Here is a 25,127-nt window from a genome sequence, read left to right as displayed (position 1 = left end):
TCGGTCAACTCAGTGGGGCTGGGCAGTCAGCCCAGCAGAGCAGCGATGATGACGAGTGTCGGCACTGCCAGCACGGTGGTGATGAAGACCGCATCACGCATGAGCGCCTCGGACTGTCGGTACTGCATGGAGTAGATGTAGACGTTCTGCGCCGTCGGCAGAGCCGAAGTGACGACGATGGCGAACAGAGCGATGCCGGAGTATCCCAGCAGGGGACCGCCGATGACCCAGGCCAGGGCTGGCTGGATGACCTGCTTGGCGATCGTGATGTACGTCAGCTGCTTCCTGGATCCGGGAGCAGGCAGCCCCCAACCGTCCTTGAGCGAGATGCCGAAGGCCAGCAGTGCTCCCGGGACCGCAGTGGCACCGATCATGTCGATGGGCTCGAAGATGAAGCGAGGAAGTTCGAAACCCGTCGCCGAGGCGGCCACACCGGCGGCAGCACCAAGGACAATGGGGTTCCGGAGGATCTGGAGCACGCCGGAGTACCAGCGCTGATCGTGCTTCTTCTTCCCCGCGGCGTCGAGAACGGCCATGCCGATGGGTGCGAGGATGAGCAGCTGGAACAACAGCACGGGCGCGACATATCCGATGTCGTGGAGGACGTAGGCCGCGATCGGGATTCCGAGATTGCCGATGTTGACGTAGCTGACGGCCCAGGCGGAGAACATCGCCTCGCCGGTGCTGCGTTTGCGGATGTATCGGGTGAGCACGAACAGCAGCGCGCCCACGATCACGGCGGACCCGCCCGTGGCCAGGAGCGCTGTGTTGAAGATCAGGCCCAGATCGGTGTCGGCAACGGTGACGTAGAGCAGGGCGGGGGTGCCGGCATAGAAGACAAGCTTCGCGATGACCTGCTGACCGTTGGGCCCGAGGACGTCGGATCGTCCCAGCACGAATCCGACCAGGATGACACCTGCGATGACGGCGAAGCCTTCGAAAACAGCCAGCATGGGCTACCTGTGGTCCTCGCTTTCCGGATCAGTCGGCTTCGGCCGAGGCAGACGGTGGTGGTCGGGTCAGGCTGTGGTGGTGGGGTCAGTCGGTGGTGGCAGAGTCGACGGCTACATAGGCAGCGGTCGCGGTCACGGCGGCGACGCTGAACACAGCGGGCCAGGCACCGATCTTCTTCGCCAGGGGATGAGAGGCTCCGAACCCGCCGAGGTAGCCCAAGGTCAGTGCCGTGCCGACGGGCCAGCCCGCCTTGGTGAACCAGGTGCGGGCCGCGTAGGCACCGGCGGCTGCGAGTACGACTCCGCCGAGGGGACGGATCCCGGTCTCGCGGGCGGTCAGGAACCCGCCGACGAGACCTGCGGCGACAAGTGGGGCGGTCGAAACTTCACGTGCGTCCTTCATATCGTCCAGTTTAGGCAACGCCGGACGGGAACCGGACGGCGGTCTCACAACGAGGAACGTCAATCGAGGGAGATCTTGATGACCGAGGCGATTCCGAGAACGGCGATGAGGCAGACCGAGCTCGTGAGGAAGAGAATCGCCCAGGGGGTCGGACGCCCCCGTTCGGCTCGAATGGACCCCGCTCCGAGGCGGTAGCGCCTGACCTGCAGGGCGATCGCGGCGATCGCCAATGCGATGCAGACGACGAAGATCACGACCGACAGTCCTTCGAACACGTTGATCCAGCGGATGAACAGGAGGCTGACAACGGTCATCGTCAGGCTGGTGCGCAGCCAGGACTGGGTCGTCCGCTCGGGTTGCAGTCCCGGATCGGCATGTGGCTGGGGCCGTCTGGGTCGCGGCGTGGTCACAGGACTCCGGCGAAGACCAGAACGAGGAGGCCGGCACCCAATGCGGTGGCCAGGCTGACGATGGGAATGATGAGAGGCAGCGGCAACGACGTCTTGTGGCGCATGGCCGATTCGATGCGGTGCCATCTGAATGCCGCACCTGCGGCGAGGATGAATCCGATGACCATGAGCACGATCGACAGAGTCGCACGCAAGCCGGAGGTGAAGATCTCCGAGGTGAAAGCCTCGACGGCAATGCCACCGCCGATGAATGCCAGCGCCGTGCGGATCCATGACAGGAATGTGCGTTCGTTGGCGAGGGTGAAACGCGGATCGGGATCGTCGCCGTCGGGAAATATCTGTCGGGCGATCCTGCTGCGTGAGTCGTCGTGGGTCACGTATCGAGGATAACTGCTGCGGTCGAATACCATGTCAAGGTACGACGATTTCCGCTGAAGTTCGCTTCCAGACGCGGAGTCGCCGGTAGTGCGATGTGGGCGCGACGGTGAGTTCGATGTCAGTGGTGCGGGCGGTGCAGCCGATGACGAAGGTGAAGACGCTACATGACTGACAGTGAAAACAGGCCGCAGCCATCCGGTCCCGGCGATCCGGCAGACCCCGGTGCGGCAGACCCCGGTGCAGGCACGGGTGTGCCCGAGGCCGAGGGGCCAGCCAAATGGAAGGTGATCGGTCCCGGCCTGGTCGTGGCCGCGACCGGTGTCGGTGCCGCCGACATGGTGGCGACCCTGGTGGCCGGCAGCCAGTTCGGCTACGGACTGATGTGGGCGGTGATCGTCGGTGTGATCCTCAAGATCGTCCTCGTCGAGGGCGCAGGTCGATTCACTCTGGCCACGGGGAAGACGATCTTCGAAGGTTGGACGTCTCTGGGGCGGTGGACGACCTGGTACTTCGGGCCTTACATCATCATCTGGGGATTCGTCTACGGAGCCACCGCGATGAGTTCTGCCGCTCTCCCTCTGGCCGCACTGTTTCCGGGAGTCAACCTCACCGTGTGGGCGATCGTCATGGGCCTGGCCGGTTTCGCCATGGTCTGGTTCGGGCGGTACTCCGTCTTCGAGAAGATCACCGCGGCCCTCGTCGGAATCATGTTCGTCACCGTTGTGGGCCTGGCAATCATCGCCGTTCCCAACATTCCGGAAATGCTCACCGGCCTCATCCCGCTGATTCCGGAAGGCGGCGTCATCTACACCTTGGCACTGGCCGGCGGTGTCGGCGGCACAATCACCCTGGCTGCCTACGGCTACTGGCTGCGTGAGAAGGGTTGGCACACACCCAAATGGATGCGTGTGATGCGCATCGACAACTCCATGGCCTACGTGCTGACAGGGATCTTCGTCATCGCCATGCTCATCGTCGGAGCCGAGGTCGTACGCGCAGCCGGAGTCTCCATCTCTGCCGATGACAAGGGTCTGATCGAACTCGCAGATGTCCTCAAATCCAAATACGGCGATGTGGTCGGAACCGGCTTCCTCGTCGGCTTCTGGGCCGCATCCTTCTCCTCGATCATCGGAGTGTGGAACGGTGTCTCGCTCATGTTCGCCGACTTCTGGGGACACATGCGCAAGAAGCCCGCTGGTCACCCCGACACGCTGACCGGCGGAAAGTACTTCAAGTTCTACGTGTTGTGGCTGACCTTCCCGCCCATGCTGCTCTTCCTGCTGGGCAAGCCGATCGGTCTGATCCTGGCCTACGGTGTGCTCGGATCGCTGTTCATGCCGTTCTTGGCGATCACACTGCTCGGTCTCCTCAATGGAAAGAAGATCCCGAAGAAGTGGGCCAACAAGCTGCACACCAATATCGCTCTGGCCATCACAGCGCTGCTCTTCATCATCCTCGGCGTTCAGCAGCTCTACTCGAGCCTGGCTCCGCTCTGGGGCGGATGAGAAGTCGCCTGCCGCACCGGCGGGAAGACTCTGTTCTTCTTCCCGCCGGTGCGGCAGACTTGATCCATGGCCCGCGACGATGCGATGAAGACGATCCTGAAGAACCACCTGCAGGCATGCCGCAACGATCTGATGTGGAAGCTGGACGGACTCGGCGAGCGGGAACTGCGGATGCCGCACACCGTCACGGGCTTCAACCTCGCAGGCGTCGTCAAACATATGGCCAACGTGGAGATCGGGTACTTCGGCGACACCTTCGGCAGGCCCTGGCCGAATCCCGAAGAGATCATCACCGATGAGCAGTTCGACGCCGACCCGCAGGGCGACTGGTATGCCACGGAGAGCGAAACGGCGGACTCCGTCCTCGAGTTCTACAGACGAGTGTGGGTCTTTGCAGACGAGACGATCGACACCCACGCACTCGCGGCGCAGGGCACAGTTCCACATTGGTCGGCTCAGAAGGCTGCGGTGTCTCTGCAGCAGATCATGGTCCACGTCCTCGTGGACCTCGCGCGGCATGTAGGACAAGTCGACATCGTTCGCGAGAGCATCGACGGGCAGGTCGGACTCAACCCGCGCAGTCCGAACATGCCGGAGGGCCAGGACTGGGAGGCCTACCTCGCCAAGCTGCAGTCGTTGGCTGATAACACCTGAGCACCTTCACGCACCGCTGCCGGGCGGGTCCTCGCACGTGGGACTGGATGCGTACACGCACGGGAGGTGCCTACCTCGGCGGGGCAGACGATAAGCTGGGACTGAAATGGCACATGAGAACTCAGCATCCTCGACCCCAGGCCCGGGCGACTCGACTCCGGGCAAGGGGGACTCAACCCCGCGTACGGAACCGTCGTCACCTCGCGCCGGCACACATTCATCGCGCAAGGACTCGCCGTCGCCGAAACGGCAACCTCGGCGGAATAATCAGCGGCGCAAGAACGCCGGTGCCGGTCACCGGGAGCGCCGGGCACGGCTGAGCGCTGCCCGCCGGTCACAGTCGGTCGATGTCACTTACCCGGCCAACCTGCCGGTCTCCGCGGCGAAGGACGAGATCGCCGCGGCCATCCGCGATAACCAGGTCGTCATCGTCGCGGGTGAGACGGGATCGGGCAAGACCACCCAGCTGCCCAAGATCTGCCTAGAGTTGGGGCTGGGAGTCAACGGACTGATCGGGCACACGCAGCCTCGGCGAATCGCTGCCAGGACAGTGGCCGAGCGCATCGCCGACGAGCTCGGCGAGGACCTCGGCGGGACCATCGGCTACCAAGTTCGCTTCACCGCGCAGGTCGCGGATTCGACCCGAGTCAAGGTCATGACCGACGGCATCCTGCTCTCAGAGCTCTCTCGGGACAAACTGCTGCGCGACTACGAAGTCATCATCATCGACGAGGCTCACGAACGCAGCCTCAACATCGATTTCCTCCTCGGCTACCTCAAAGAAGTGATGGGGAAACGGCCCGAACTCAAGGTCATCATCACCTCGGCGACGATTGATCCGCAGTCCTTCGCCGCGCACTTCGACGACGCACCGATCATCGAGGTCGCGGGCCGAACCTATCCGGTCGAGGTGCGCTACCGTCCGCTGGTCGACGACGAGGAAGATGACGAGGTCGATGGACCGGGGGAGTCAGGCAGCTACGAAACAGGGCCCGAGGAACAGACCGAAGGCATCATCGCAGCCTTCGACGAACTCAGCGCCGAAGATCCCGGCGACATCCTCGTCTTCCTCTCCGGCGAGCGCGAGATCCGCGACACCGCCGATGCTCTCGAGGCTCACCTGCGCAAACGGCCACGCCTGAGCAACTGGGAGGTCGTGCCGCTCTTCGCCCGACTCTCCGCCGGTGAACAGCAGAAGGTCTTCAAACCGCACTCCAGGCCACGACTCGTGCTGGCCACGAACGTCGCCGAAACATCCCTGACCGTGCCCGGCATCAAATACGTCATCGACGTCGGCACCGCCCGCATCTCCCGGTACTCCAACCGCACCCGCGTCCAGCGTCTGCCGATCGAACGCATCTCCCAGGCGAGCGCGAACCAGCGCAAGGGCCGCTCAGGCCGTACCAGCGACGGCATCTGCATTCGCCTGTATTCGGAAACAGACTTCGACTCGCGACCCGAGTTCACCGACCCGGAGATCCTGCGCACGAACCTGGCCAGCGTCATCCTGCAGATGGCCGATCTCGGGTTCGCGTCGAGTGACAAGGAGATCCTCGAGTTTCCGTTCCTCACCCCGCCGGAAGCTAAGACAGTTCGTGACGGACGCACCATGCTCTCCGAACTGGGCGCCCTGACCAGCGATAAGGCCGGAACGATCACGGTCACCCCCACCGGCCGGCAGCTGTCGCTGCTCCCGATCGACCCGAGACTGGCGCGCATGGTCATTGCCGGCGCCGAGGCGGGATGTGGGGGAGAAGTCACCATCATCGTGGCCGCGCTGTCCATTCAGGACCCCCGCGAACGTCCCACCGAGGTGCGAGCTGCCGCCGACGAGAAGCACGCCCGCTTCACCCACCCGGGCAGTGACTTCCTCTCCTACCTCAACCTGTGGAACTACCTGGACGACCAGCAATCGGCGCTGACGAGTTCGAAGTTCCGTCGCCAGTGCAAGGCCGAATTCCTCAACTTCGTGCGCATCCGCGAATGGCAGGACCTCGTCGGTCAGCTGCGCTCTCTGCTCGGATCCGCCGGTATCCGCGTCAACAAATCCGTATGGCGCCCTGTCGACGCGTCTGGTGCCGAGAATGCGCCGTCGTCCGGCTCGTCTTCTGGGTCGAATGCCCTCGCCGAGGCGGGTCCTGGGTCCGCGTCGAAGGCTGCCGCAGCGGCGACAGGAGCGAAGAGCGCCAACGGAAAGGTCGGATTCGCCGAACTCAGTGCGCAGAAGAACGGCGGACACGATGACGCGAAAGACTCCGGACAGAGTGCTGCCAGCGCGCGGCTCGACCCGCATGCCGCGGCCATTCACCGTGCGCTGCTGACCGGGCTGCTGTCGATGATCGGCTCCAGGTCCGAGCGCAACAAGGACTATCAGGGGGCCCGCGGCACCCGCTTCGCGATCTTCCCCGGTTCGGGTCTGTTCAAGAAGAAGCCCGACTTCGTCATGGCCGCCGAACTGGTCGAAACCTCCAGATTATGGGCACGCACCGTCTCAGCGATCGAACCCGATTGGGTCGTCGAAGCGGCCGGTGACCTGGTGACCAGACAGTATTCGGACCCGCACTGGTCGAAGAAGGCCGGCGGCTCGATGGTCTACGAGAAGATCTCACTCTACGGAGTCACCCTCGTCTCCGACCGCCGCGTCGGATACGGCAACTTCGACCGGGAGGCCGCGCGTGACATGTTCATCCGCAAGGGCCTCATCGAAGGTGACTGGCACGAACGCTTCGGATTCCTCGACCACAATGCGACGATCATCGATGAGGCAGAGGCCCTGGCCTCACGCACACGCAACCGCAGGGTCCTGGATCAGGACGATGCCCTCTTCGAGTTCTACGATGAGCGGATTCCGGCCACGACCACCTCGGCGGCGGACTTCCGGTCCTGGTGGAAGCAGCAGAAGCGTCGCGACTCGCATCTGCTGGATCTGACCACGTCGATCCTGCTCAGCGACGACAGCGAAGAACTGACCGCCTCGGTGGCCGACGACTTCCCGATGGAATGGGAACTGGTCGACGGTTCGTTGGCGAAGCTGCGATACTCCTTCGAACCAGGCAGCACCGAGGACGGGGTGACCGTCGAGCTGCCTGCAGCCGCCGTGCCCCTCGTGGATTCCGACGAATTCTCTTGGCAGGTCCCGGGACTGCGGGAGGAACTCGTCGCGGCCTACATTCGGTCGCTGCCGAAGAACAAGCGCCGCTACTTCGTGCCCGCACCGGACGTCGCCCGCGACATCCTGCCTGTCCTCACCCCCTATCGCGGGGCTCTGCCCGAGGTGCTCGCTGCTCAGCTGAGCGAACGCGCAGGCGGGGGAGGTCTGAACGACCTGGTGCCCATCACCGTGACCGCCGAGGACTTCGACCGCGACCGAATTCCACCGCACCTGAGGATCCGCTTCCGTGTCATCGACGGGACCACCACAGTTGGTATCGGCGAGGATCTGAACAAACTGACGGCGACGGCCAAGCCCCAGGTGCGCAAGGCTCGGGCGAAGCAGGTCTCGTTCAATGCCAAGACCGGGCTGACCTCGTGGTCGTTCGGCACACTGACTGGCCCAGACGAGGCAGACGTCGGTGCCGTACCGGGCCTGGCCGACCGTGGCAGCAGCGTCGACCTCATTGCCTTCGATACAGCTGCCCAGGCGCGCCTGGCCTCGCGTGAGGGACTGATCACCTTGCTGAGCCTGCGCACGAACGAGGCACTGAAATACCTGCGAGACGGAATGACGATCGATGAGAAACTCGTCCTCGCCGGTCACCAGAAGTCCTCGGACGAAATGCTCCACGCACTTATTCGAGCCGGCATCCGCACTGTCGTCGAGACCGAATTGGGACCAGCAGAAACTGCCTGGGTGGCAGATTCGCAGGAGTTCGGACGGCTCGAAACCACCATGCAGGCCACGCTGACCGACATGTGCTCGAACCTGCTGCCTCACCTGATGAAGGCGCTGCGGTCCACGACCGAACTCGACCGGCGTGTGTCGAAGGCCTCGTCCCTGGCGATCCTGTCCAACCTCGCCGATGTACAGGCATGGCGCGGATCGCGAGTCACGGGTGCGTCGGTTGCTGCGATGTCCGGGCAGATGGTTCGCGAGCTGCCGAGGTGGGTGCAGGCAGAGGTGGTCCGCATCGACGGAATGCAGAATTCGCCGATGCGTGACAAGCAGCTCATGGACCGGGTCAGCGGCAGTCACGACTCCGTGATGAAGAAGGTCGGCAACAGATTCCCCGAACTGTCCAAGGCAGACTGGTCGAAGGTTGTCGTCTCGGTGCCCAGTGAGTGGCGGGACGTGATCATCATGCTCGAGGAGCTGCGCGTCAGCCTCTACGCGAACTCGCTGGGAACGGCCCACCCGGTGTCGGAGAAGAGGATCGCAAAGGCCCTCGCGCAACTGTGAAGCTAGGCGGGAGCAGAGGTGAAGTAGCCGGCGAACAGCCACCATATGGGGAGGATGGCCGCAGCCAGGAAAGCAGCGACAGACCACCAGATGCGCCATTTCCAGGTACGCCTGCGGGTGCCGATGAACAGGAACACGAGGTAGAAGACGAGGCAGAACGCACCGGAGAGACTGAGCATCACCATGCTGAAGGCCTCCAAACCGGAGGTTCCGAGGTCGAAGAGGTAGCTGGTGACCTGACCGATCTCGAGTGAGAACTTGATCGCATACACGAGGAAGGGGATGCCGAGGATCGCTGCGAGAATCAGCGGTAGAGCCTTGAGTAGGCGTTCCTTCGGTTCAGAGCGTCCGGCGTATTCAACAAATTCCTCATTCATCGCCACCCAGCTTAAACGCAGAATCCGACAGGACGCTGGACGCCCCTGCGGTACCGCTCCTGCAGACTGAACACAGCCGCAGGCGCGCACCGAATACAGCCGCAGGCGCAGACGCGCACCGAATACAGCCGCAGGCGCGCACCCAATACAGCTGCAGACGCACGCCGACCACAACTGTGACTGACCGGACACCCGGTCAGAGACAGAAGAGAGATAAGATATTTTGGTGACTTCTGGCCAGTATTCTGACAAGGACATTCGAACCCAGGCGGCTCGCCGCCGGACGTTCGCTGTCATTTCGCACCCCGACGCGGGTAAATCGACGACCACCGAGGCGCTCGCGCTGCACGCGCGAGCCATCGGCAAGGCAGGCGCCACCCACGGCAAGGCCGGTCGCCGAGCCACTGTCTCCGACTGGATGAAGATGGAGCAGGACCGCGGCATCTCGATCTCCTCGGCCGCGCTGCAGTTCGAGTACCGGGATGCGGTCTTCAACCTCGTTGACACCCCGGGCCACGCGGACTTCTCCGAGGACACCTACCGTGTGCTCTCGGCCGTCGACTGTGCCGTGATGCTCATCGATGCGGCCAAGGGCCTCGAGGCGCAGACTATGAAGCTCTTCGAAGTCTGTGCCCACCGCAACATTCCGATCATCACCGTGGTCAACAAATGGGACCGTGCCGGTCTCGACGCTCTGGAGCTCATGGATGAGGTCCAGGAGCGCACCGGCCTTCTGCCCACCCCGCTGACCTGGCCTGTCGGACAATCCGGTGACTTCAGGGGAGTCCTTGACCGTCTCACCGGTGACTATACGAAGTACGACCGCACCAATGCCGGTGCCGCCATCGCCGGGGAAGAGACCTATACCGCGAACAAAGCCATCGAGCTCGAAGGTGATGCCTGGCAGACCGCGGTCGACGAATCCGATCTCCTCGACATGGAAGATCAGAACCACGATCAGGAGACCTTCCTGGCCGGTAAATCGACCCCGGTGATGTTCGCCTCGGCAGTGCTCAACTTCGGGATACACAAACTCCTCGACATGCTCGTCGACCTGGCACCTGCTGCAGAGGCCCGGCTGGACAAGGACGATGAACCCCGTGACGTGGCCGACCCGTTCTCCGGATTCGTCTTCAAGGTCCAGGCTGGAATGGACTCCAACCACCGTGACCGGCTGGCCTACATTCGCGTCTGCTCCGGCGTCTTCGAACGCGGCTCCGTGCTCACCCACGCCGCGACCGGAAAACCCTTCGCCACGAAGTATGCGCAGCAGGTCTTCGGACGTGACCGGGATGTCGTCGACGAAGCATTCCCAGGTGACGTCGTCGGTCTGGTCAACGCCAGTGCTCTGCGCGTCGGCGATTCGCTCTACTTGGACAAGAAGGTCGAATTCCCCGGGATTCCGACGTTCTCTCCCGAACACTTCATGGTCATCCGAGCCAAGGACTCCTCGAAGTACAAGCAGTTCCGCCGCGGCATCGAACAGCTCGACCACGAAGGCGTCATCCAGGTGCTGCGCTCTGATCTGCGCGGCGACCAGGCCCCAGTTCTCGGAGCTGTCGGGCCGATGCAGTTCGAGGTCGCCGAGGACCGGATGAACAACGAATTCCACGCACCCTGTGCGTTGGAGCGCCTCAACTTCTCGTTGGCCAGGCGCACCACACCGGAATGCGTGCCGACTCTGGCAAGGGAACGATCAGTTGAGGTTCTGCACCGGTCTGACGGTGAGCTGCTGGCCCTGTTCTCGGATCGATGGCGGCTCCAGGGCGTGCAGAAGAATCACCCGGACCTGGTTCTGGAGCCGCTCGTCGTCAGCTGAGCGCACATACCGCGATCGGCGGAGGCCAACCGCCAGCCGATCACACGTCTCACCGTTTCGGCGAAGACGTCTCGCCGTTTTGACGAGGACATTAAGATGAATAGTCGGGGTCATTCCAAGGTGGCCCCAGTCGGGGAGACCCGACGCTCGGGGAGACCCGGAATGACAAAGGAGATATCACAGACGTGGGAACGAAATCGATTCGAGTCGCGATTGCCGGATTGGGCAACTGCGCCTCTTCCCTGATCCAAGGTGTTGAGTATTACCGGGATACAGCCCCGGGCAGTAAAGTACCGGGACTCATGCACGTTGAATTCGGGGACTATCACGTCGGTGACATCGAATTCGTCGCCGCATTCGATGTCGACGGCAAGAAGGTCGGCGCGGATATTGCTGAGGCGATCACGGCCAGCGAGAACAACACGATCAAGATCGCAGACGTGCCATCGACCGGCGTCGAGGTTCAGCGCGGACCGACCCTGGACGGACTCGGCGAGTACTACCGCGAGACCATCGTCGAATCCGACATCGAACCGGTTGACGTCGCGCAGGCGCTGCGCAACGCGAAGGCCGATGTTCTCGTCTGCTACCTGCCCGTGGGTTCGCAGGAGGCCGTGGAGTACTACGCGCAGGCCGCAATCGATGCGAAGGTCGCCTTCGTCAACGCCCTGCCCGTCTTCATCGCCGGCACCAAGGAATGGGACGAGAAGTTCCGTGCCGCCGGTGTGCCGATCGTCGGCGACGACATCAAGAGCCAGATCGGTGCGACCATCACCCACCGTGTGATGGCCAAACTGTTCGAAGACCGCGGCGTCGTCCTCGACCGCACGTACCAGCTCAACGTCGGCGGCAACATGGACTTCAAGAACATGCTCGAACGCAAGCGCCTCGAATCGAAGAAGATCTCGAAGACCCAGGCCGTGACCTCGAACACGACGGCGCAGCTTGAGCCCCGCAACGTCCACATCGGACCCAGCGACTACATCGAGTGGCTCGATGACCGCAAGTGGGCCTTCGTCCGCCTCGAGGGACGCAACTTCGGTGATGCTCCGGTGTCGCTGGAGTACAAGCTCGAGGTCTGGGACTCACCGAACTCGGCCGGCGTCATCATCGATGCCGTCCGTGCAGCGAAGATCGGCCTCGACCGAGGTGTAGGCGGGGCCCTCATCTCCGCATCCTCGTACTTCATGAAGTCGCCCCCGGAGCAGAAGGGTGACGACGCTGCTCACGACGCAGTCGAAGCCTTCATCCAAGGAAACCTCGACCGCTGAGCTGAACGCCACAGCAACCTGAGAATGCCGATCGCACCAACGTGTGGTCGGCATTCTCTCTGCCCGCGGGCGTGCGCATGCTCGCCCGCCACCTCGGCGGATGCCGGCAGGCGATCCAGGATATGAGATCGGCTCGCCGCAATCGGTGTTGTCCATAACACTGAGAACTTGCACACAGTGGTCCCTGCCACACATAGGTCGTGACCGGCCGACGAGGTGAACAGCTTCGTTCGGCTCATCTGCACACCCCATTGACGAACCACCGAGGAGCATCGATGTCGCGCAACGCCGCTGTCACCGACACCACACTGAAGAAGCCGGCCGAGCTCAGCTGGCTGATGCGCCTGCTGGTCATCATCGAGAAGGCCGGAAACAAGCTTCCGCACCCTTTCTGGCTGTTCCTGTCACTGGCCGTCGTGGTCATGATCCTCTCGGCGATCTTCTCCGCCTCCGGCCTGCAGGCCGTCAATCCGGCCACCGATAAGACGGTGACTGTGACCAATCTCTTCAGCACGGAATCCCTGCGTGAGATCGTTGCCGGAGCCACGAACAACTTCGTCACGTTCCCACCATTGGGCCTGGTCCTCATCGTGCTCATCGGCGTGGCCGTGGCCGAGCAGTCCGGGCTGATCCCGGCAATGCTGCGCGGAACCATCGCCGGTGCCTCACCGAAGTGGATCACGTTCATCGTGGCACTCGCCGGCACCGCCTCGTCGATCGCCTCCGACGCCTCCTACATGATCATGATTCCCCTCGGCGGGCTCGCGTTCAAAGCTGTGGGACGCAACCCGCTGCTCGGCTGCCTCGTTGCCTACGCCGCCACCTCGGGCGGATACTCCGCAGCACCCATGGTCAACTCCTTGGATACGATCCTCGGCGGGCTCTCCACGTCGGCGGCCCAGATCATCGACCCGGAATATGTGGTCAGCCCCGTCGCGAACTTCTACTTCAACTTCGTCTCGATGTTCGTCGTCGCGGTCGCCGTCACCCTGGTCACCGAACTCCTGCTGACCAAGCGCGCCGACCAGATCGAACTCGACGAACCGGATGAGAACGACCCTGACAACTTCGACGTCAAAATGGCACTGGATGCCAACGAGAAGCGCGGAATGGTCTTCGCTGTGCTCAGCATCGTCGCCTGCGCTGCGATCCTGTTCTTCCTCGCACTGCCCGAAGGCTCCTTCTTACGCGATGAAGCCGGCAGCTTCGGTCCCGAATCGGGCCTGATGGCAGGAATCGCTGCCATCATCGGCTTCGGCTTCTTCATCATCGGCATCGTCTACGGCTACGCCACCGGATCGATCAAGAAGACCTCCGACATTCCCGACATGATGGGCAAGGGGCTCCTGCCCTTCGTCCCCGTCATCGTCCTGTTCTTCGCCGCCAGCCAGTTCCTCGCACTGTTCAAGATGTCCAGTCTCGGCGAGATCCTCGCGATCAAGGGAGCTGAGTTCTTCGGTTCACTCGACACCGGAACGTTCGTCATCCTCCTCGGCGGATGGCTGCTTGTGGCACTCGGCGCCCTGTTCCTGACGTCGGGATCGGGCCTGTGGACGCTCATGGCGCCGGTCCTCGTGCCGATGTTCATGCTCCTGTCCATCGCCCCGGAGACCACGCAGGCCCTCTACCGCATCGGCGACTCGACGACGAACATCATCTCCCCGATGAGCCCGTACTTCGTTGTGGTCCTCGGCTTCATCCAGCGGTATAAGAGGGATGCGGGAATCGGCACCGTGCTGTCGTTCACCATTCCGCTTTCATTCGCGATGTTCGTTCTCTGGGGACTGCTCTTCTTCATCTGGTGGGCCACCGGAATTCCATGGGGCCCCGGAGCCGCCACGAGCTACCACATGGGCTGAGGTCTCTGGTTCGGCTCGCGAGGTGGGGCGGATACAACGCCTGCCGTGGATGTGGGAATAACCTGGCCGCCGACGAGCGTTACGATCGTGCAACGCTCGTTGGCTCGAGCACTGGTTCTTCAGTGACTGTCCAGCTCAGGTGACTAGACTGGGACCATGATTCAACTCTCGTGCGGCATTTCGTCTGTGCGAGCAACCTGCTCAGATCGAAAGGATCTCGACCGTGAGTAACCCCATGATGAACCGGGCTCTCAACCAGGGAGTTCAGGCCGGACGCAACGAACCGGTCATGTCCGACCAGGAGCTCAACAACCTGTTCGACCAGCCTGCCGCGCAGAACCGCAACGCTGGTCCGCAGACCGCCGAACGCGCAATGACCTACGACGACGTCATGATGAAGACGGGTGTTCTCTTCGCCATTCTTCTCGCCGGTGCCGTCGTCGGTTGGTTCGTTCCGCCCCTCGCTTTTCCCGCGATGCTCATCGCCCTGGTCCTCGGCTTGGTCAACGCCTTCAAGAAGGAACCCAGCAAGGCCCTGATCATCGGCTACGCGGTCTTCGAGGGAGTCTTCCTCGGTGGCATCTCCGCGATCTTCGAAGCCCAGTTCTCCGGAATCGTCGTCCAGGCTGTGCTGGCCACACTCTGCGTCTTCGGCGTCATGCTTGCCCTGTTCAAGTTCAAGGGTGTGCGGTACGGCTCGAAGATGAAGAAGTTCATGATGATCGCCATCGGCGGTTATGCGATCTTCTCGCTCATCAACTTCGGCATTGCGATGTTCACCGGCACCGGTGGTGCGCGCAGCATCGAAATCAACATCATGGGATTTGAAATGCCGCTCGGTGTCATCATCGGCATCGTCGCCACCGTGCTCGCAGCCATGACACTCATCATGGACTTCCAGATGATCGAGCAGGGTGTGAAGCAGCGGATCCCGGAGAAGTACTCCTGGATGTGCGCATTCTCCCTCATGGTCACCCTCGTGTGGCTCTACATTGAAATCCTGCGCCTCATCTCCTACTTCAGGAACTAGACACCCCAGATCCCGGGACCACCCCAGCTGCGTGGTCCCGGTAGCGGTGTCTATGATTGAGCCATGAACAACGTGACGGCGGACCTCGACACAGAGGTCCGCCGTCTGCGTATCCGCATCATCGGTCTCAACCCGCGTCAGCTCGCCGAGGCGGGCCCGAATTCCCGTGTCACTGCAACGGGGGCGCACTCTCGTCGGAACACCATCGCCGAGGCGCTCGCACAGTTCTCGTCCATCGGCTCCGGTGGTCGTAGGGTTCCGGATCTGGGTGATCAGAGTCTGGCCGACCAGGTCGTCGTCCTTATCGAAGAGGGGATCGCCTCGGCCAGAGAAGTCCCGGAAGAATCGCGGCAGGAACGACTGGAGGCGCTGCTCGACGCAGCGATTCGACTCCGTCGCGAACTCGCCTAGTTCTCTTTCCCACCGAGGCCCCGTGAGTCGACGTCATCATTCTGTAAGAATTCTCGCCCCCTCCGGGAGGCGCAGACGAGGATAATCAACAGCACCATCCGCTGCTCTGAGAAGGTGCCACACTGACGATGACAGATCGCCGCCCGCTGCTCTTCACCCTCGCCGGAATCGTCGCGACTCTCGTGTACTTCGGCGCCGCCGAGTTCATCGCCGGTGCCTTCTCCGCCACCTCGGCGCCTCTGCTGATCCTGGGTCAGACGATCATCCCGCTCGTGCCGACGGCCATGATCAAGGCCGCCATCAGCATCTTCGGCACAAACGACAAACTCGCCCTCGTCATCACTCTGGTCATCGTCGGAGCGATCCTCGGAGGAGTGATCGGACGGATCGGCCTGCACCGGCGTGCCCTGTCCTTCGTCCTCCTCATCGGCCTTGGGATCCTCCCCGTGTTCCTGCTGCTGAGCACCGGCGGATCGCTCATTGACGCGGTCCCGGCTCTCGGGGGAGTGGCATTGGGATGCGCGGCGTACATGGGGCTGATCCGCCTCGGTGATGGCCGAGAGCTGCGAGCCGAGGACTCTCAGCACACAGATCGGAGTGCCGACATCGACGGCCAGCCGGGCAGCGACCGCCGCGCCTTCTTCGGTCTCGCCGCAGGACTGAGCGCGGTCGGCATCGCCGCGATCGCGGCAGGCCAGTCGGCATCGATTCTCGCCCGGAATGCGGCAGGAGCGGTGACGAAGCTCGTGCTGCCACAGCCGGCCACCTCGGCGCCTAAGATCCCAGCCGGAGCCGAGCTGGACATCGACGGACTAGCACCGATCATGACAGCCACTGACGACTTCTACCGCATCGACACCGCGCTCATCCCACCGTCCGTCGACGCTTCCTCCTGGTCCCTGCGAATCCACGGCATGGTCGACGAGGAAGTGACGATCACCATGGCAGAACTGCTCGAGCTGCCATTGGAGGAGCACCGCGTGAGCCTGACCTGCGTCTCGAACGAAGTGGGCGGTGACCTCGTGGGCAACGCCACCTGGTTGGGCTACCCGGTCCGAGACCTGCTCAAACGTGCGCAGCCGAAGGACGGGGCTGACATGGTGCTCTCGACATCCGACGACGGCTTCACCGCCTCGACACCTCTCGAGGTGCTCACCGACGACCGAGCGTCTCTCTTGGCGGTCGGCATGAACGGCGAACCGCTGCCCCGCGACCACGGATTCCCCGCCAGACTCGTCGTACCCGGACTCTACGGCTTCGTGTCGGCGACGAAATGGGTGACTGAACTCGAAGTCACTCGATTCGCCGACAAGGAGGCCTATTGGACGAAGCGCGGCTGGTCCACTCATGGGCCCGTGCTCGTGGCCTCCCGGGTTGATGTTCCCCGCGCCGGTGTCCATGTCAACCCGAACAAGGAGGGGCAGATCATCACCGCCGGAATGGCCTGGGCTCAGCACGTCGGCATCGCCGAGGTGCGAGTGCGCATCGACAACGGCGACTGGCACACAGCGGAACTGAGTGAGGAACTGACCACCGACACCTGGCGACAATGGCGATGCTCCTTCGACGACGTGGAACCGGGCTCCCACACCGTGACGGTCAGAGCGGTCGACGAAGACGGCAACGTTCAGATCTCCGAACGCCACCCCGCGATCCCCGGCAGCGCCACCGGCCTCCATGAACGGGACTTCATCGTCGACTGAGCACCCGGATTGCCGGGACTGACCAAGCGAGCGGGCCGGACGCCCGAGCCAAGTCTGACAAAACGTTGTATCCTCACCTCAACATGGTGGTGAGCCCCGTGGAAGCACAGGTCGCCCCGCGCAGTCTGTGGTTCGGCACGGTTCAGTCACCGCCGCATCCTGTTCAGCGTCACAATGAGGTGGTCTCAATGTTCGGTCTCCCGACGGCAACTGTCGTCGTCATCTTCGGCATCCCCGCGATTTGGGTGATCTACACGTTGGTCTTCGTCTACCTCTCGCGCGGTTGGAAGGCCGAAGACGTCGCCGAAGACCAGGAACTCACCTCACGCAATGCCAGCGGAGGGAACGGGCCAAACGGCCCGGCCACCTCGGCGAACCATGACCGCAGGTCCGGGACCGAGAACGGGGGACTGGCATGAACCTCGAAACCTGGTTCCTCATCATCTACTTCATCGCCATGGCCGGAATCGGCGTGTGGACGCTCAAGACCGGCAACAAGGGCAGCGAAGGCTATCTCCTGGGTGGGCGCAGCCTCGGACCGGCCGTGACCGCGCTGCGTCTGCAGTCCTCATCGATGTCGGGCTACATGTTCCTCGGCGCCGGCTCCCTGGCCTACACCAAGGGCTACTTCTCACTCTGGTACGCGATGGGCGACATCGGCGGCGGAGTGCTCAACCTGTCGATCCTCGGCAGGCGGATGCGCAAACTCTCGCAGATCTTAGGGTCACTGACCTCGATCGAATACCTCGAACACCGGTACCCGTCGAAGTGGATCCGGGCGATCGCGGCCCCGGTCGCCGTGTTCTGCATCTTCTTCTACGTGATGAGCCAGTTCATCGCCGGCGGCCGCGGCCTCGAGATGGTCACCGGCATTCCCTACGCCTGGGCCCTGCTCGTCGCCGTCGGCGTCATCGTCTTCTACACCTTCCTCGGCGGCTACCTCGCCGTGGCCTACACCGACTTCGTCCAGGCCATCATCATGCTCATCGGCATGGTCTGGATTCTCATCGGCACGCTGCAGGCAGTGGGCGGTTGGACGGCCGGCAACAACGCCGTCGGTGAGATCAACCCGAATCTGCTGACCATGTGGGGCCCCGACGGCATCGGCTCCGTACAGTGGGGCGTCATCATCGGCGCGGTCCTCGTATTCTCCATCGGCTACATGGGCTGGCCGCACGTCAACGTCAGCCACATGGCCATGAAGCGGCCCTCGGTCGCGCGCACGGCGAGCATGTACGCCACCGGCTTCAACCTCCTGTTCATCCCTGCGCCCTACATCGTGGGCATCATGGCGCTCATCATCCTGCCCAACCTCGACAACCCCGAACTCGCGGTCTTCCAAGTCGCGGACACGGTGCTGCCGAACTTCGCCGTCGGCATCGTCATGGCCGGCATCATGGCGGCCATCATGTCGACCGCGGACGCGCTGCTGCTGCAGTCGGGCACGATCGCCAGCCAAGATCTGTTCCAGCGCTTCATCAAAAAGGACATGTCCGACAGCCAGTCCGTGTGGGTCTCGCGCTTCACCGTCCTCATCCTCGCCATCATCGGCTACATCGTCGCCGTCAACGATCCGCCGGCCGTCGCCGAGGTGGTCATCTTCTCCACGACCGTGCTCGGTGCCGCATTCGTTCCCGTCTACGTGGCCGCAGCCTGGTGGAAGAAGGCCAATGTTCCTGGTGCGATCTCCCCCATGGTTCTTGGCACCGTGTCCTCGGTCGTGTGGCAGCTGACCGGACTCGTCGATGTCACCGGCGTCGACCCGATGGGAATCGGCATCGTCTGCTCAACCCTGGCACTCATCCTCGTGTCTCTGGCCACCCAGAAGTCTCACCCGGTGCCGGCGCACGTCGTCGCCGCACTGAAGGAGACGGACAAGATCGGTGCCATCCCTGCTCACATGCTCACCGGGCAGAACGATGCGCTGGCAGCACAGGTGCCCAAAGATGCGTGAGCATTCTGATTCCGGTTCTACTGGCCAATCCAGCCTGATCGCTCCCGATGCGGTGCTGAAACTGGCACCGAACATCACCGCAGCCGAGGCGCTATCCGTATTCCGGCGCAAGCTCCCCGAGGCGGAGGCTGAGGTTCGAGAGGTGCTCCACCCGTTCTGGTGGACGGCGCTGCGCGCACGGACCCGCGGCCTATTCGCCCGATCCGCGAAACCAGGGTCTGCGGTGTCGCCGGGCCAACGGATGAACGTTCTGGTCAACGCCTATTCGGGCAAGGGCTTCATCGCAGACTTCGAACCCCGTGGTGAAGCTGTCGCCGTCGCTGAATGGGTTGATGCCTTCGATTCCTCGGATCAGGCTGGTCCCCACCCGGGCGTGGACCAGGTGAGGCGAACAGCGCGTTCACTGGTGCGTACGAAGGTTGTGAAGACGGTGAAGCTGGGTATGGTCATCAGTATTGACGAAGCCGCTGCACCCAGCGGGGTCCTCAAACCGAACTGGATCGTGACCGGAGCCAACGAGAGGTATTCGGCGACGATCCTCGTCGACGGCCTCGACTCCTCCCACTACATCGTTCGGGTCGAGAAGCTGGTACAGGACTGAGACGCGTCCCCGCGGGGACGCCTCGGCGGGACAGCACAGATGCGTCAGCCCCAGTTCTTCGCATCAGAGAGGCAGAATGGGTGCCCTGCGGGATCGATGAGCACCACCCAGGTTTCGCCTGGCTGTGGATCGGCGCGGGTCGCTCCGAGTTCGATGCAGCGAGCGGCCGCAGCTTCGATGTCATCGGCGGCGAGATCGAGGTGGAACTGCTTGTGCCCGTCGTCGGGCCAATCCGGGCGTTTGTAGTCCGGGATCGTCCCGATGCCCAGAGCGTTGCTGGGGCCGGTGAGCATTGCGTAGTTCTGGGTTATAGGCCAAAATGTGTGTATGGGTAGGGCGTGTCCGGCAGGCTAATCCTGATGGTTTCACCGTGATCGTCCACCCCAACCTTTCTGGATACCGTTACCGTCCTCGAGACTGAACGAGGTCCCGTACAAAGACGTTGTCTCCGGGCGGCCGGCATCTGGCCTCGTGACTATTCGAGTAGGTTTCCTGGTCCACGCAGCCGACGTGACGAAGTCCCACGGATCCCTCGCAGCTTCTGTCTGCAGATACAACAGTCAGTCGACTCCCCGCCTGGCATGATCGGCCGGGAGGCCCCTGTGGAGTCGCAGGAATTCCTTGATAGCTCTGTTCGGCCCGCCCTCTAAAGGGTTGGTCGTCGTCGCGACCGTGATTCCTTCTTCCACCAGGTCCAGCCAAACGAAGAGTTGCTCGTCACGGACCAGTCCGGCCAGGAGTCTCCACGCCCGCCTGGTCCGTAGGTGTGTGTACCACCAGGTCTGGCCCGGTCTGACGTGCGAGGGTCGAGGAGTGCCGGCGTGGGCTCGGGTGCGGTGTTTGAGGAAGGTCTGCCACCGCGCTTCCCATGCAGCGAACTCACCCATCCACGCGGCAGCCTGATCGTGAGTCTTGACCTGAGTGAGCATCGTGTAGATCGCGAGAAGTTCCTTGTTCGCAGGCAGATTCGGTCGCCGTGTGAGGTGTTTGTTTCCGCCCTGGCGGATATGGAAGTAGCAGCGCTGGATACGCGTCGATGGCCACAGCCTCCTGATCGTCGTTATCAGGGGCCCGTTACCGTCAACGACCGCGACGACGGGGGCCGGGATCCGTTCGATGAGCGCCGTCCATGATGCGGTCTTTTCCTGGTCACACCACTGCCAATCGATGACGTGTGTGCCGGTGGTCGCGATGAGGACGCACCATCCGTTGAAGTAGGTGCCATCGAGCATGATCTGGTCACGGATCTCGCCTGTACGCGACAGGGTGGGGGCCACGTTCCAACACCACTGTGTGCGCCTGGCGAAGGTGCGTGTGCTGGTGGCGAAGTCGCCCCTGTCACGGGTACTCGTCAGCCAGGCCATGAAGCTGGCGAACTCGGCTCTTCTAGTGACATCAGCCCGGGTTTGAGACGTCGAGGCGCCGCAGTGCTTGCACCGCCACCTGGTCCGTCCAGCAGTGGTCTTGCCGTTCCTAACGAGCTTGTTCGCACATACACCACAGCGGGGATGATTCCTGGGAATGGACACTGAACATGCTTCCAGACCATGTTCAACCCCGTCTTGGCCTACTGCCTACTGGGCAAAGGCCCTATCCTGTACACACAATCTGGCCTATAACCCGTAGTTCTCGTCTGAGTACGCCACCGGCCAACCCAGCACCGCGGAATAGAAGTCGCCGAGCGCCGAAGCGTCCGGGGCGTCGAGCGTGACCATCGCGAGCTTCGCGACAGGGGTCCTCGAGGTGGTGGAATCGGAAACTTTCATCTCTGTGTCAGTCATGTCTGCCATTCTTGTTCCATGGACGAGGTCGTCGATAGGAAAAACCCGCCACGTGGCGAAACACCGCCCGACCACTTCTACGGACGGGTGCTCAAACCGGCAGAGATGCTCGAGCACGCTCACTACTCAGCCGTCACGGACGTTGCCGAAGAGCTGCGGCCGTGGGTGAAGCGCTATTGGTCGGTGAACTGGGATCTGGCCGCTGACGAGCGCTATCAGACGGCGACGGTTTCGGAGCCTACGATCAATCTCACTCTCGAATACGGTGACATCGGCCGAGCGAACACAAGCGGTGCAGGAATCTGGCTGACCGGTCCGGTGACGGGACGTCGATTCGATGTCGGGCTCTTCGGCCGCGGCGGTGTCATCGGAGTCAATTTCCACCTCGGCGGCACTGTGGCCTTCGCGAACGAATCACCCGCGACGATTCGGGATACGACGGTGCCTGCTCGGGCCTGGTTCCCGGGCATCGACGCCGACCTGCCTGTCCACGGTGATCTGCCTGTCCACGATTGCTTGGCTGTCGGTGATCGCCTGAAAACCGAGGACGGCCTGGCCGCTGTCGTGAGCGCGATCGAGAGTTGGTTGCTGTCTTTTCGTCCGCAGATGACCGAGGGCTATGCCAGGTTCCGCCAGATCCTCGTCCTGCTCGATGACCCGACGATCATCAGCCTCGGCGATCTGGCGCTGCACAGCGGGACAAGCGAGCGTTCGCTGCAGCGACTGTTTCAGGATCACTGCGGTGTCGGGGTCAAACAGATCCTGGTCCGGGCACGGATCAGGGACGCCATTGCCGCATTCGACCGGGGATGGGACGGAGCATTCGGTGAACTGGCTGCGGAGCTCGGGTGGTTCGACCAATCGCACTTCACTGCGGATTTCCACCGCGTCACCGGATACACGCCGACCGAATATCTCAGTGCTCACAAGAGGAGCGGCCATCCACAGCAGTGAACCAGCCACAGCAGTGAATCAGATTGGTGCGGAAAGGGCCGGGCGGAGCCGAGACCATCGCAGGTCAGCGTCGTTTGGCGATGCCGAAGCCGGTGTATCCGAGGATGATCGCGAAGGCGAAGCCGACATAGCAGAACACGGCCCACGGGGCGTAGTCGAGAACGGAAACTCCGAGGACACCGGCCATGTAGACGCCAGCCGAGGACCAGGGAATCAGCGGAACAATGACCGTGCCTGAGTCTTCGAGCGTGCGTGAGAGGTTCTTCGCGTACAGGTCCCGGTCGGCGTAGGCCTTCTTGAACAGTTCGCCAGGGACGATGATCGACAGGTAGGAATTTCCGGTCACCACAGCCATCGTGAGGCAGGAAACCACGGTTGAGAGGACAAGATCTCCCGTACGCTTCACGAACTTCAGCAGAGACCGAATGATGGTCTCGAGAGCACCGGATCTGGACATGATGCCGGCGAAGGCGAAGGCACTGAACGCGATGAGGATGACACCGGTCATCGATGCCATGCCACCCTGTGAGACCAACTCGACGACCTGCGGGTCCAGATTCTTCAGGGTCGAGGACCCGACCTCGAGCATGTCCGGGGTGAACCCGTCGACGGTGGACGCGAAGATCGATTCGAGGCTGACCTTCTGGAAGATCGCAGCGAGGATACCGGCCACCAAAGACGAGCCGATGATCGTCGGAAGTGTGGGCAGTTTGAGAATCGCTCCGCCGAGGACGATGAGCATCGGCAGGAGCAGGAGGACGTTGAAGGAGAAGAGACTGTCCAAGGTTCCCGTGACGGCCGTGATCTGCTCCGAATCGGTCCCGCCGGACTGCTGGTTGATGCCGACGAACAGGTAGAGCGCCAGCGCCACGATGGTGGCCGGGATCGTGGTGTAGAGCATGTGCCGAATGTGTTCCCACAAGGTGGTGCCGGCAGCGATCGGAGCCAGGTTCGTCGTATCCGACAGCGGTGATAGTTTGTCGCCGAAGTAGGCACCGGCGACGATGGCACCCGCAGTGGCCGCCAGCGGTGCGTCCAAGCCCGCGGCAATTCCCATCAGTGCGACGCCCACAGTTCCGGCCGAACCCCACGATGTTCCGGTGATGACCGAGACGATCGCGGAGATGACGAAGGCGATGAGAACGATGAACTGTGCGCTGATGAGCCCCAGGCCGTAGTAGATCATCATCGGAATGGTTCCCGCGATCATCCACGTGCCGATGAGGATGCCGATCGAGATGAGCACGAGCAGAGCCGGCATCGCGGTGTCGAGCTTCTCCCTGATCCCGAGGAGCATCTCCTCCCAGCTCAGCCCCATCCGCAGAGCCACCAGGCCGGCGATGATCGCGGAGAGGATCAGCAGCGGTTCGGGTGCGAGCCCGAGAACGCCGTAGCCCACCGCCAACAGGATGAGCATCGCGGCCAGGGGGACCAGTGACCACCCCAGGGGCGGACGCTTCTCCTCCACATCGGTGGAGGTGGGAGTCGCCGTGTTCTGCTCGTGGCTCATTCGAAGGTTCCTTGGATCTGCGGGGCGCCGCTGCGGACGCACTCTCGTCCTCGGGCAAAGGCGAGCTGAATGGTGTGGCTGTCATCGGTGAGGAGGATGTCGGCATCCGCACCGGGGCGGAGGCGTCCCTTGTGCTCGAGGCCGAGGACATCTGCGGTATTGGAGGTAACGAGTGAGATTGCCTGAGTCAGGTCGACACCAGGCAGGTCGGCACACGCCCACACCTGCTCGTACAGAGTCGTCTGCTTGGCAACATCCATGCCGATGAGACGTCCGTCGGAGTCGAACTCCGGCAGGCTGCCGTTGGCATCGGAGGAGAGAGTGAGACGGCTGAGATCCCCGCCGAGGTCGATGTAGCGTTGCAGCGACTGCGTCGTCGTCGACGAGGCCGTCATATCGACCATGGCGCCCTTGGCGGCCAGATCGACCGCGTCGGCCAGCAGTTCGGGGGACCGGGTGATGTGGGTGGCGTAGACGGCCTGGGGCGCGATCGGATATTCGTCGAGGAGCCGGTGCAGCGGGGCAAGTCGGGTCGAGTAGGGACCGACGTGGAAGTGAGTGATGCCGGCCTTGCCGGACAGCAGTCCACCCACATGTGACTGGCTGACGAGCTCGGCCAGAGCCTCGACGGTGGGTTGGAACGACCGCCGATCCGAGATCGCGACCTCTCCGACGCCGATGACCTTGTCGATGAGGACGACATCGTCGATGACAGCACCGGTCAGCGTCCGGGCCGGAACTTGGTAGCTGCCCGTATAGATATAGGTGGTGATGCCCTCGGTCTCGAGAGCTCGGGCCTTGGCGAGGAGATCGGAGTGGCTGCGGGTCACCCCGTCGGTTCCCAGGCAGCCGATGACGGTGGTGACTCCGGCGCTCACGATGTCGCTGATGCGGATCTCGGGAGTGCGGTTTGCGTACCCGCCTTCGCCCCCGCCGCCGGCGATATGAACATGCGGGTCGATGAAACCGGGAGTGGCCGTGAGCCCCTGGGCATCAATGACTGTGGCGTTGGGAAGACCCTGGAGCGCCTCGGCGGGCAGATCGCCGATGAAGGTGATCTGCTGCCCCTCGATGAGGATGTCCTGCTTCCCGAGCCGTTCCGGGGCGCAGATGTCTGCTCCGCGCAGCAATGTCACCATGATTCATCTTCTCCTTGCG

The 25,127-nt window shown here is 62.8% G+C and carries 23 protein-coding genes; 13 read left to right on the top strand and 10 right to left on the bottom strand.

What is annotated here, in order from left to right:
* Positions 1 to 26: 26 nt before the first annotated feature.
* The 4 genes from HU144_RS15985 to HU144_RS15970 form a co-directional block, all read right to left on the bottom strand.
* The gene (locus HU144_RS15985; RefSeq protein WP_235352171.1) at positions 27 to 953 is read right to left on the bottom strand and encodes an AEC family transporter; all 927 of its coding nucleotides are present in this window, start codon (positions 951 to 953) and stop codon (positions 27 to 29) included.
* 85 nt (positions 954 to 1,038) lie between these two features.
* Positions 1,039 to 1,356 (bottom strand): hypothetical protein, encoded by a 318-nt coding sequence (locus HU144_RS15980; RefSeq protein WP_235352170.1) that lies wholly within the window; start codon positions 1,354 to 1,356, stop codon positions 1,039 to 1,041.
* A 59-nt stretch (positions 1,357 to 1,415) separates the two neighbouring features.
* Positions 1,416 to 1,766 (bottom strand): DUF202 domain-containing protein, encoded by a 351-nt coding sequence (locus tag HU144_RS15975; RefSeq protein WP_235352169.1) that lies wholly within the window; start codon positions 1,764 to 1,766, stop codon positions 1,416 to 1,418.
* Positions 1,763 to 2,176 carry a YidH family protein gene (locus HU144_RS15970; protein WP_235352168.1) on the bottom strand — a complete coding sequence of 138 codons (414 nt, stop codon included), beginning with the start codon at positions 2,174 to 2,176 and terminating at the stop codon, positions 1,763 to 1,765. Before HU144_RS15970 ends, HU144_RS15975 begins: the two co-directional genes overlap by 4 nt.
* 132 nt (positions 2,177 to 2,308) lie before the next feature.
* Here HU144_RS15970 and HU144_RS15965 point away from each other — a divergent pair, with 132 nt between their 5' ends.
* The 3 genes from HU144_RS15965 (at position 2,309) to hrpA (ending at position 8,699) form a co-directional block, all read left to right on the top strand.
* On the top strand, positions 2,309 to 3,649 hold the full coding sequence (locus HU144_RS15965; protein ID WP_235352167.1) for an Nramp family divalent metal transporter: 1,341 nt from the start codon (positions 2,309 to 2,311) through the stop codon (positions 3,647 to 3,649).
* Positions 3,650 to 3,715: 66 nt separating this feature from the next.
* On the top strand, positions 3,716 to 4,303 hold the full coding sequence (locus HU144_RS15960; protein WP_235352166.1) for a DinB family protein: 588 nt from the start codon (positions 3,716 to 3,718) through the stop codon (positions 4,301 to 4,303).
* A 106-nt stretch (positions 4,304 to 4,409) separates the two neighbouring features.
* Entirely contained in the window at positions 4,410 to 8,699 is a 4,290-nt protein-coding gene (gene hrpA, locus HU144_RS15955; RefSeq protein ID WP_235352165.1) for an ATP-dependent RNA helicase HrpA, read from the top strand.
* 2 nt (positions 8,700 to 8,701) lie between these two features.
* On the opposite strand, the gene HU144_RS15950 is transcribed toward hrpA, so the two are convergent.
* Positions 8,702 to 9,076, bottom strand: coding sequence for a hypothetical protein (locus HU144_RS15950; protein WP_235352164.1), 375 nt, complete (start codon positions 9,074 to 9,076; stop codon positions 8,702 to 8,704).
* Positions 9,077 to 9,302: 226 nt separating this feature from the next.
* Between HU144_RS15950 and HU144_RS15945 the strand changes: the two genes are divergently transcribed.
* The 9 genes from HU144_RS15945 (at position 9,303) to HU144_RS15905 (ending at position 19,724) form a co-directional block, all read left to right on the top strand.
* A complete protein-coding gene (locus HU144_RS15945; RefSeq protein ID WP_235352163.1) occupies positions 9,303 to 10,895 on the top strand; it encodes a peptide chain release factor 3 in 1,593 nt (530 codons plus the stop codon).
* Positions 10,896 to 11,080: 185 nt separating this feature from the next.
* A complete protein-coding gene (locus HU144_RS15940; RefSeq protein ID WP_235352162.1) occupies positions 11,081 to 12,166 on the top strand; it encodes an inositol-3-phosphate synthase in 1,086 nt (361 codons plus the stop codon).
* A gap of 275 nt (positions 12,167 to 12,441) precedes the next feature.
* The gene (locus HU144_RS15935; protein ID WP_235352161.1) at positions 12,442 to 14,025 is read left to right on the top strand and encodes an AbgT family transporter; all 1,584 of its coding nucleotides are present in this window, start codon (positions 12,442 to 12,444) and stop codon (positions 14,023 to 14,025) included.
* Between the two features lie 235 nt (positions 14,026 to 14,260).
* On the top strand, positions 14,261 to 15,055 hold the full coding sequence (locus HU144_RS15930; RefSeq protein ID WP_235352719.1) for a Bax inhibitor-1/YccA family protein: 795 nt from the start codon (positions 14,261 to 14,263) through the stop codon (positions 15,053 to 15,055).
* A gap of 63 nt (positions 15,056 to 15,118) precedes the next feature.
* Positions 15,119 to 15,466: a hypothetical protein gene (locus tag HU144_RS15925; RefSeq protein WP_235352160.1), complete on the top strand. Its 348-nt coding sequence runs from the start codon at positions 15,119 to 15,121 to the stop codon at positions 15,464 to 15,466.
* Positions 15,467 to 15,594: 128 nt separating this feature from the next.
* Positions 15,595 to 17,169: a molybdopterin-dependent oxidoreductase gene (locus HU144_RS15920; RefSeq protein ID WP_235352159.1), complete on the top strand. Its 1,575-nt coding sequence runs from the start codon at positions 15,595 to 15,597 to the stop codon at positions 17,167 to 17,169.
* An 83-nt stretch (positions 17,170 to 17,252) separates the two neighbouring features.
* Positions 17,253 to 17,588 carry a hypothetical protein gene (locus HU144_RS15915; protein ID WP_235352158.1) on the top strand — a complete coding sequence of 112 codons (336 nt, stop codon included), beginning with the start codon at positions 17,253 to 17,255 and terminating at the stop codon, positions 17,586 to 17,588.
* Positions 17,585 to 19,123: a sodium/proline symporter gene (locus HU144_RS15910; RefSeq protein WP_235352157.1), complete on the top strand. Its 1,539-nt coding sequence runs from the start codon at positions 17,585 to 17,587 to the stop codon at positions 19,121 to 19,123. Before HU144_RS15915 ends, HU144_RS15910 begins: the two co-directional genes overlap by 4 nt.
* Positions 19,116 to 19,724 carry a hypothetical protein gene (locus tag HU144_RS15905; RefSeq protein ID WP_235352156.1) on the top strand — a complete coding sequence of 203 codons (609 nt, stop codon included), beginning with the start codon at positions 19,116 to 19,118 and terminating at the stop codon, positions 19,722 to 19,724. Before HU144_RS15910 ends, HU144_RS15905 begins: the two co-directional genes overlap by 8 nt.
* A 44-nt stretch (positions 19,725 to 19,768) precedes the next feature.
* Here the strand turns inward: HU144_RS15905 and HU144_RS15900 are convergent, their stop codons facing one another.
* The 3 genes from HU144_RS15900 to HU144_RS15890 all read right to left on the bottom strand — a co-directional run bounded on the left by HU144_RS15900 (position 19,769) and on the right by HU144_RS15890 (position 21,505).
* Positions 19,769 to 20,017 carry a VOC family protein gene (locus HU144_RS15900; protein ID WP_235352155.1) on the bottom strand — a complete coding sequence of 83 codons (249 nt, stop codon included), beginning with the start codon at positions 20,015 to 20,017 and terminating at the stop codon, positions 19,769 to 19,771.
* 267 nt (positions 20,018 to 20,284) lie between these two features.
* Positions 20,285 to 21,253: an IS1249 family transposase gene (locus HU144_RS15895; protein WP_235352154.1), complete on the bottom strand. Its 969-nt coding sequence runs from the start codon at positions 21,251 to 21,253 to the stop codon at positions 20,285 to 20,287.
* 84 nt (positions 21,254 to 21,337) lie between these two features.
* Positions 21,338 to 21,505: a VOC family protein gene (locus tag HU144_RS15890; RefSeq protein ID WP_235352153.1), complete on the bottom strand. Its 168-nt coding sequence runs from the start codon at positions 21,503 to 21,505 to the stop codon at positions 21,338 to 21,340.
* An 18-nt stretch (positions 21,506 to 21,523) separates the two neighbouring features.
* On the opposite strand from HU144_RS15890, the gene HU144_RS15885 reads away from it, so the two are divergent.
* Positions 21,524 to 22,459: a helix-turn-helix transcriptional regulator gene (locus HU144_RS15885; RefSeq protein ID WP_235352152.1), complete on the top strand. Its 936-nt coding sequence runs from the start codon at positions 21,524 to 21,526 to the stop codon at positions 22,457 to 22,459.
* A gap of 64 nt (positions 22,460 to 22,523) precedes the next feature.
* Here HU144_RS15885 and nhaC read toward each other — a convergent pair whose 3' ends face one another.
* Positions 22,524 to 23,969, bottom strand: coding sequence for a Na+/H+ antiporter NhaC (gene nhaC / locus HU144_RS15880; RefSeq protein WP_235352151.1), 1,446 nt, complete (start codon positions 23,967 to 23,969; stop codon positions 22,524 to 22,526).
* Entirely contained in the window at positions 23,966 to 25,108 is a 1,143-nt protein-coding gene (gene iadA, locus HU144_RS15875; RefSeq protein WP_235352150.1) for a beta-aspartyl-peptidase, read from the bottom strand. Before iadA ends, nhaC begins: the two co-directional genes overlap by 4 nt.
* Positions 25,109 to 25,127 lie beyond the last annotated feature (19 nt).

Source organism: Brevibacterium sp. UCMA 11752 (assembly GCF_021532235.1).
Taxonomy (GTDB): domain Bacteria; phylum Actinomycetota; class Actinomycetes; order Actinomycetales; family Brevibacteriaceae; genus Brevibacterium; species Brevibacterium antiquum.
Note: the sequence above shows the minus strand (reverse complement) of the source record. Positions and strands in the feature narration are given on the sequence as shown.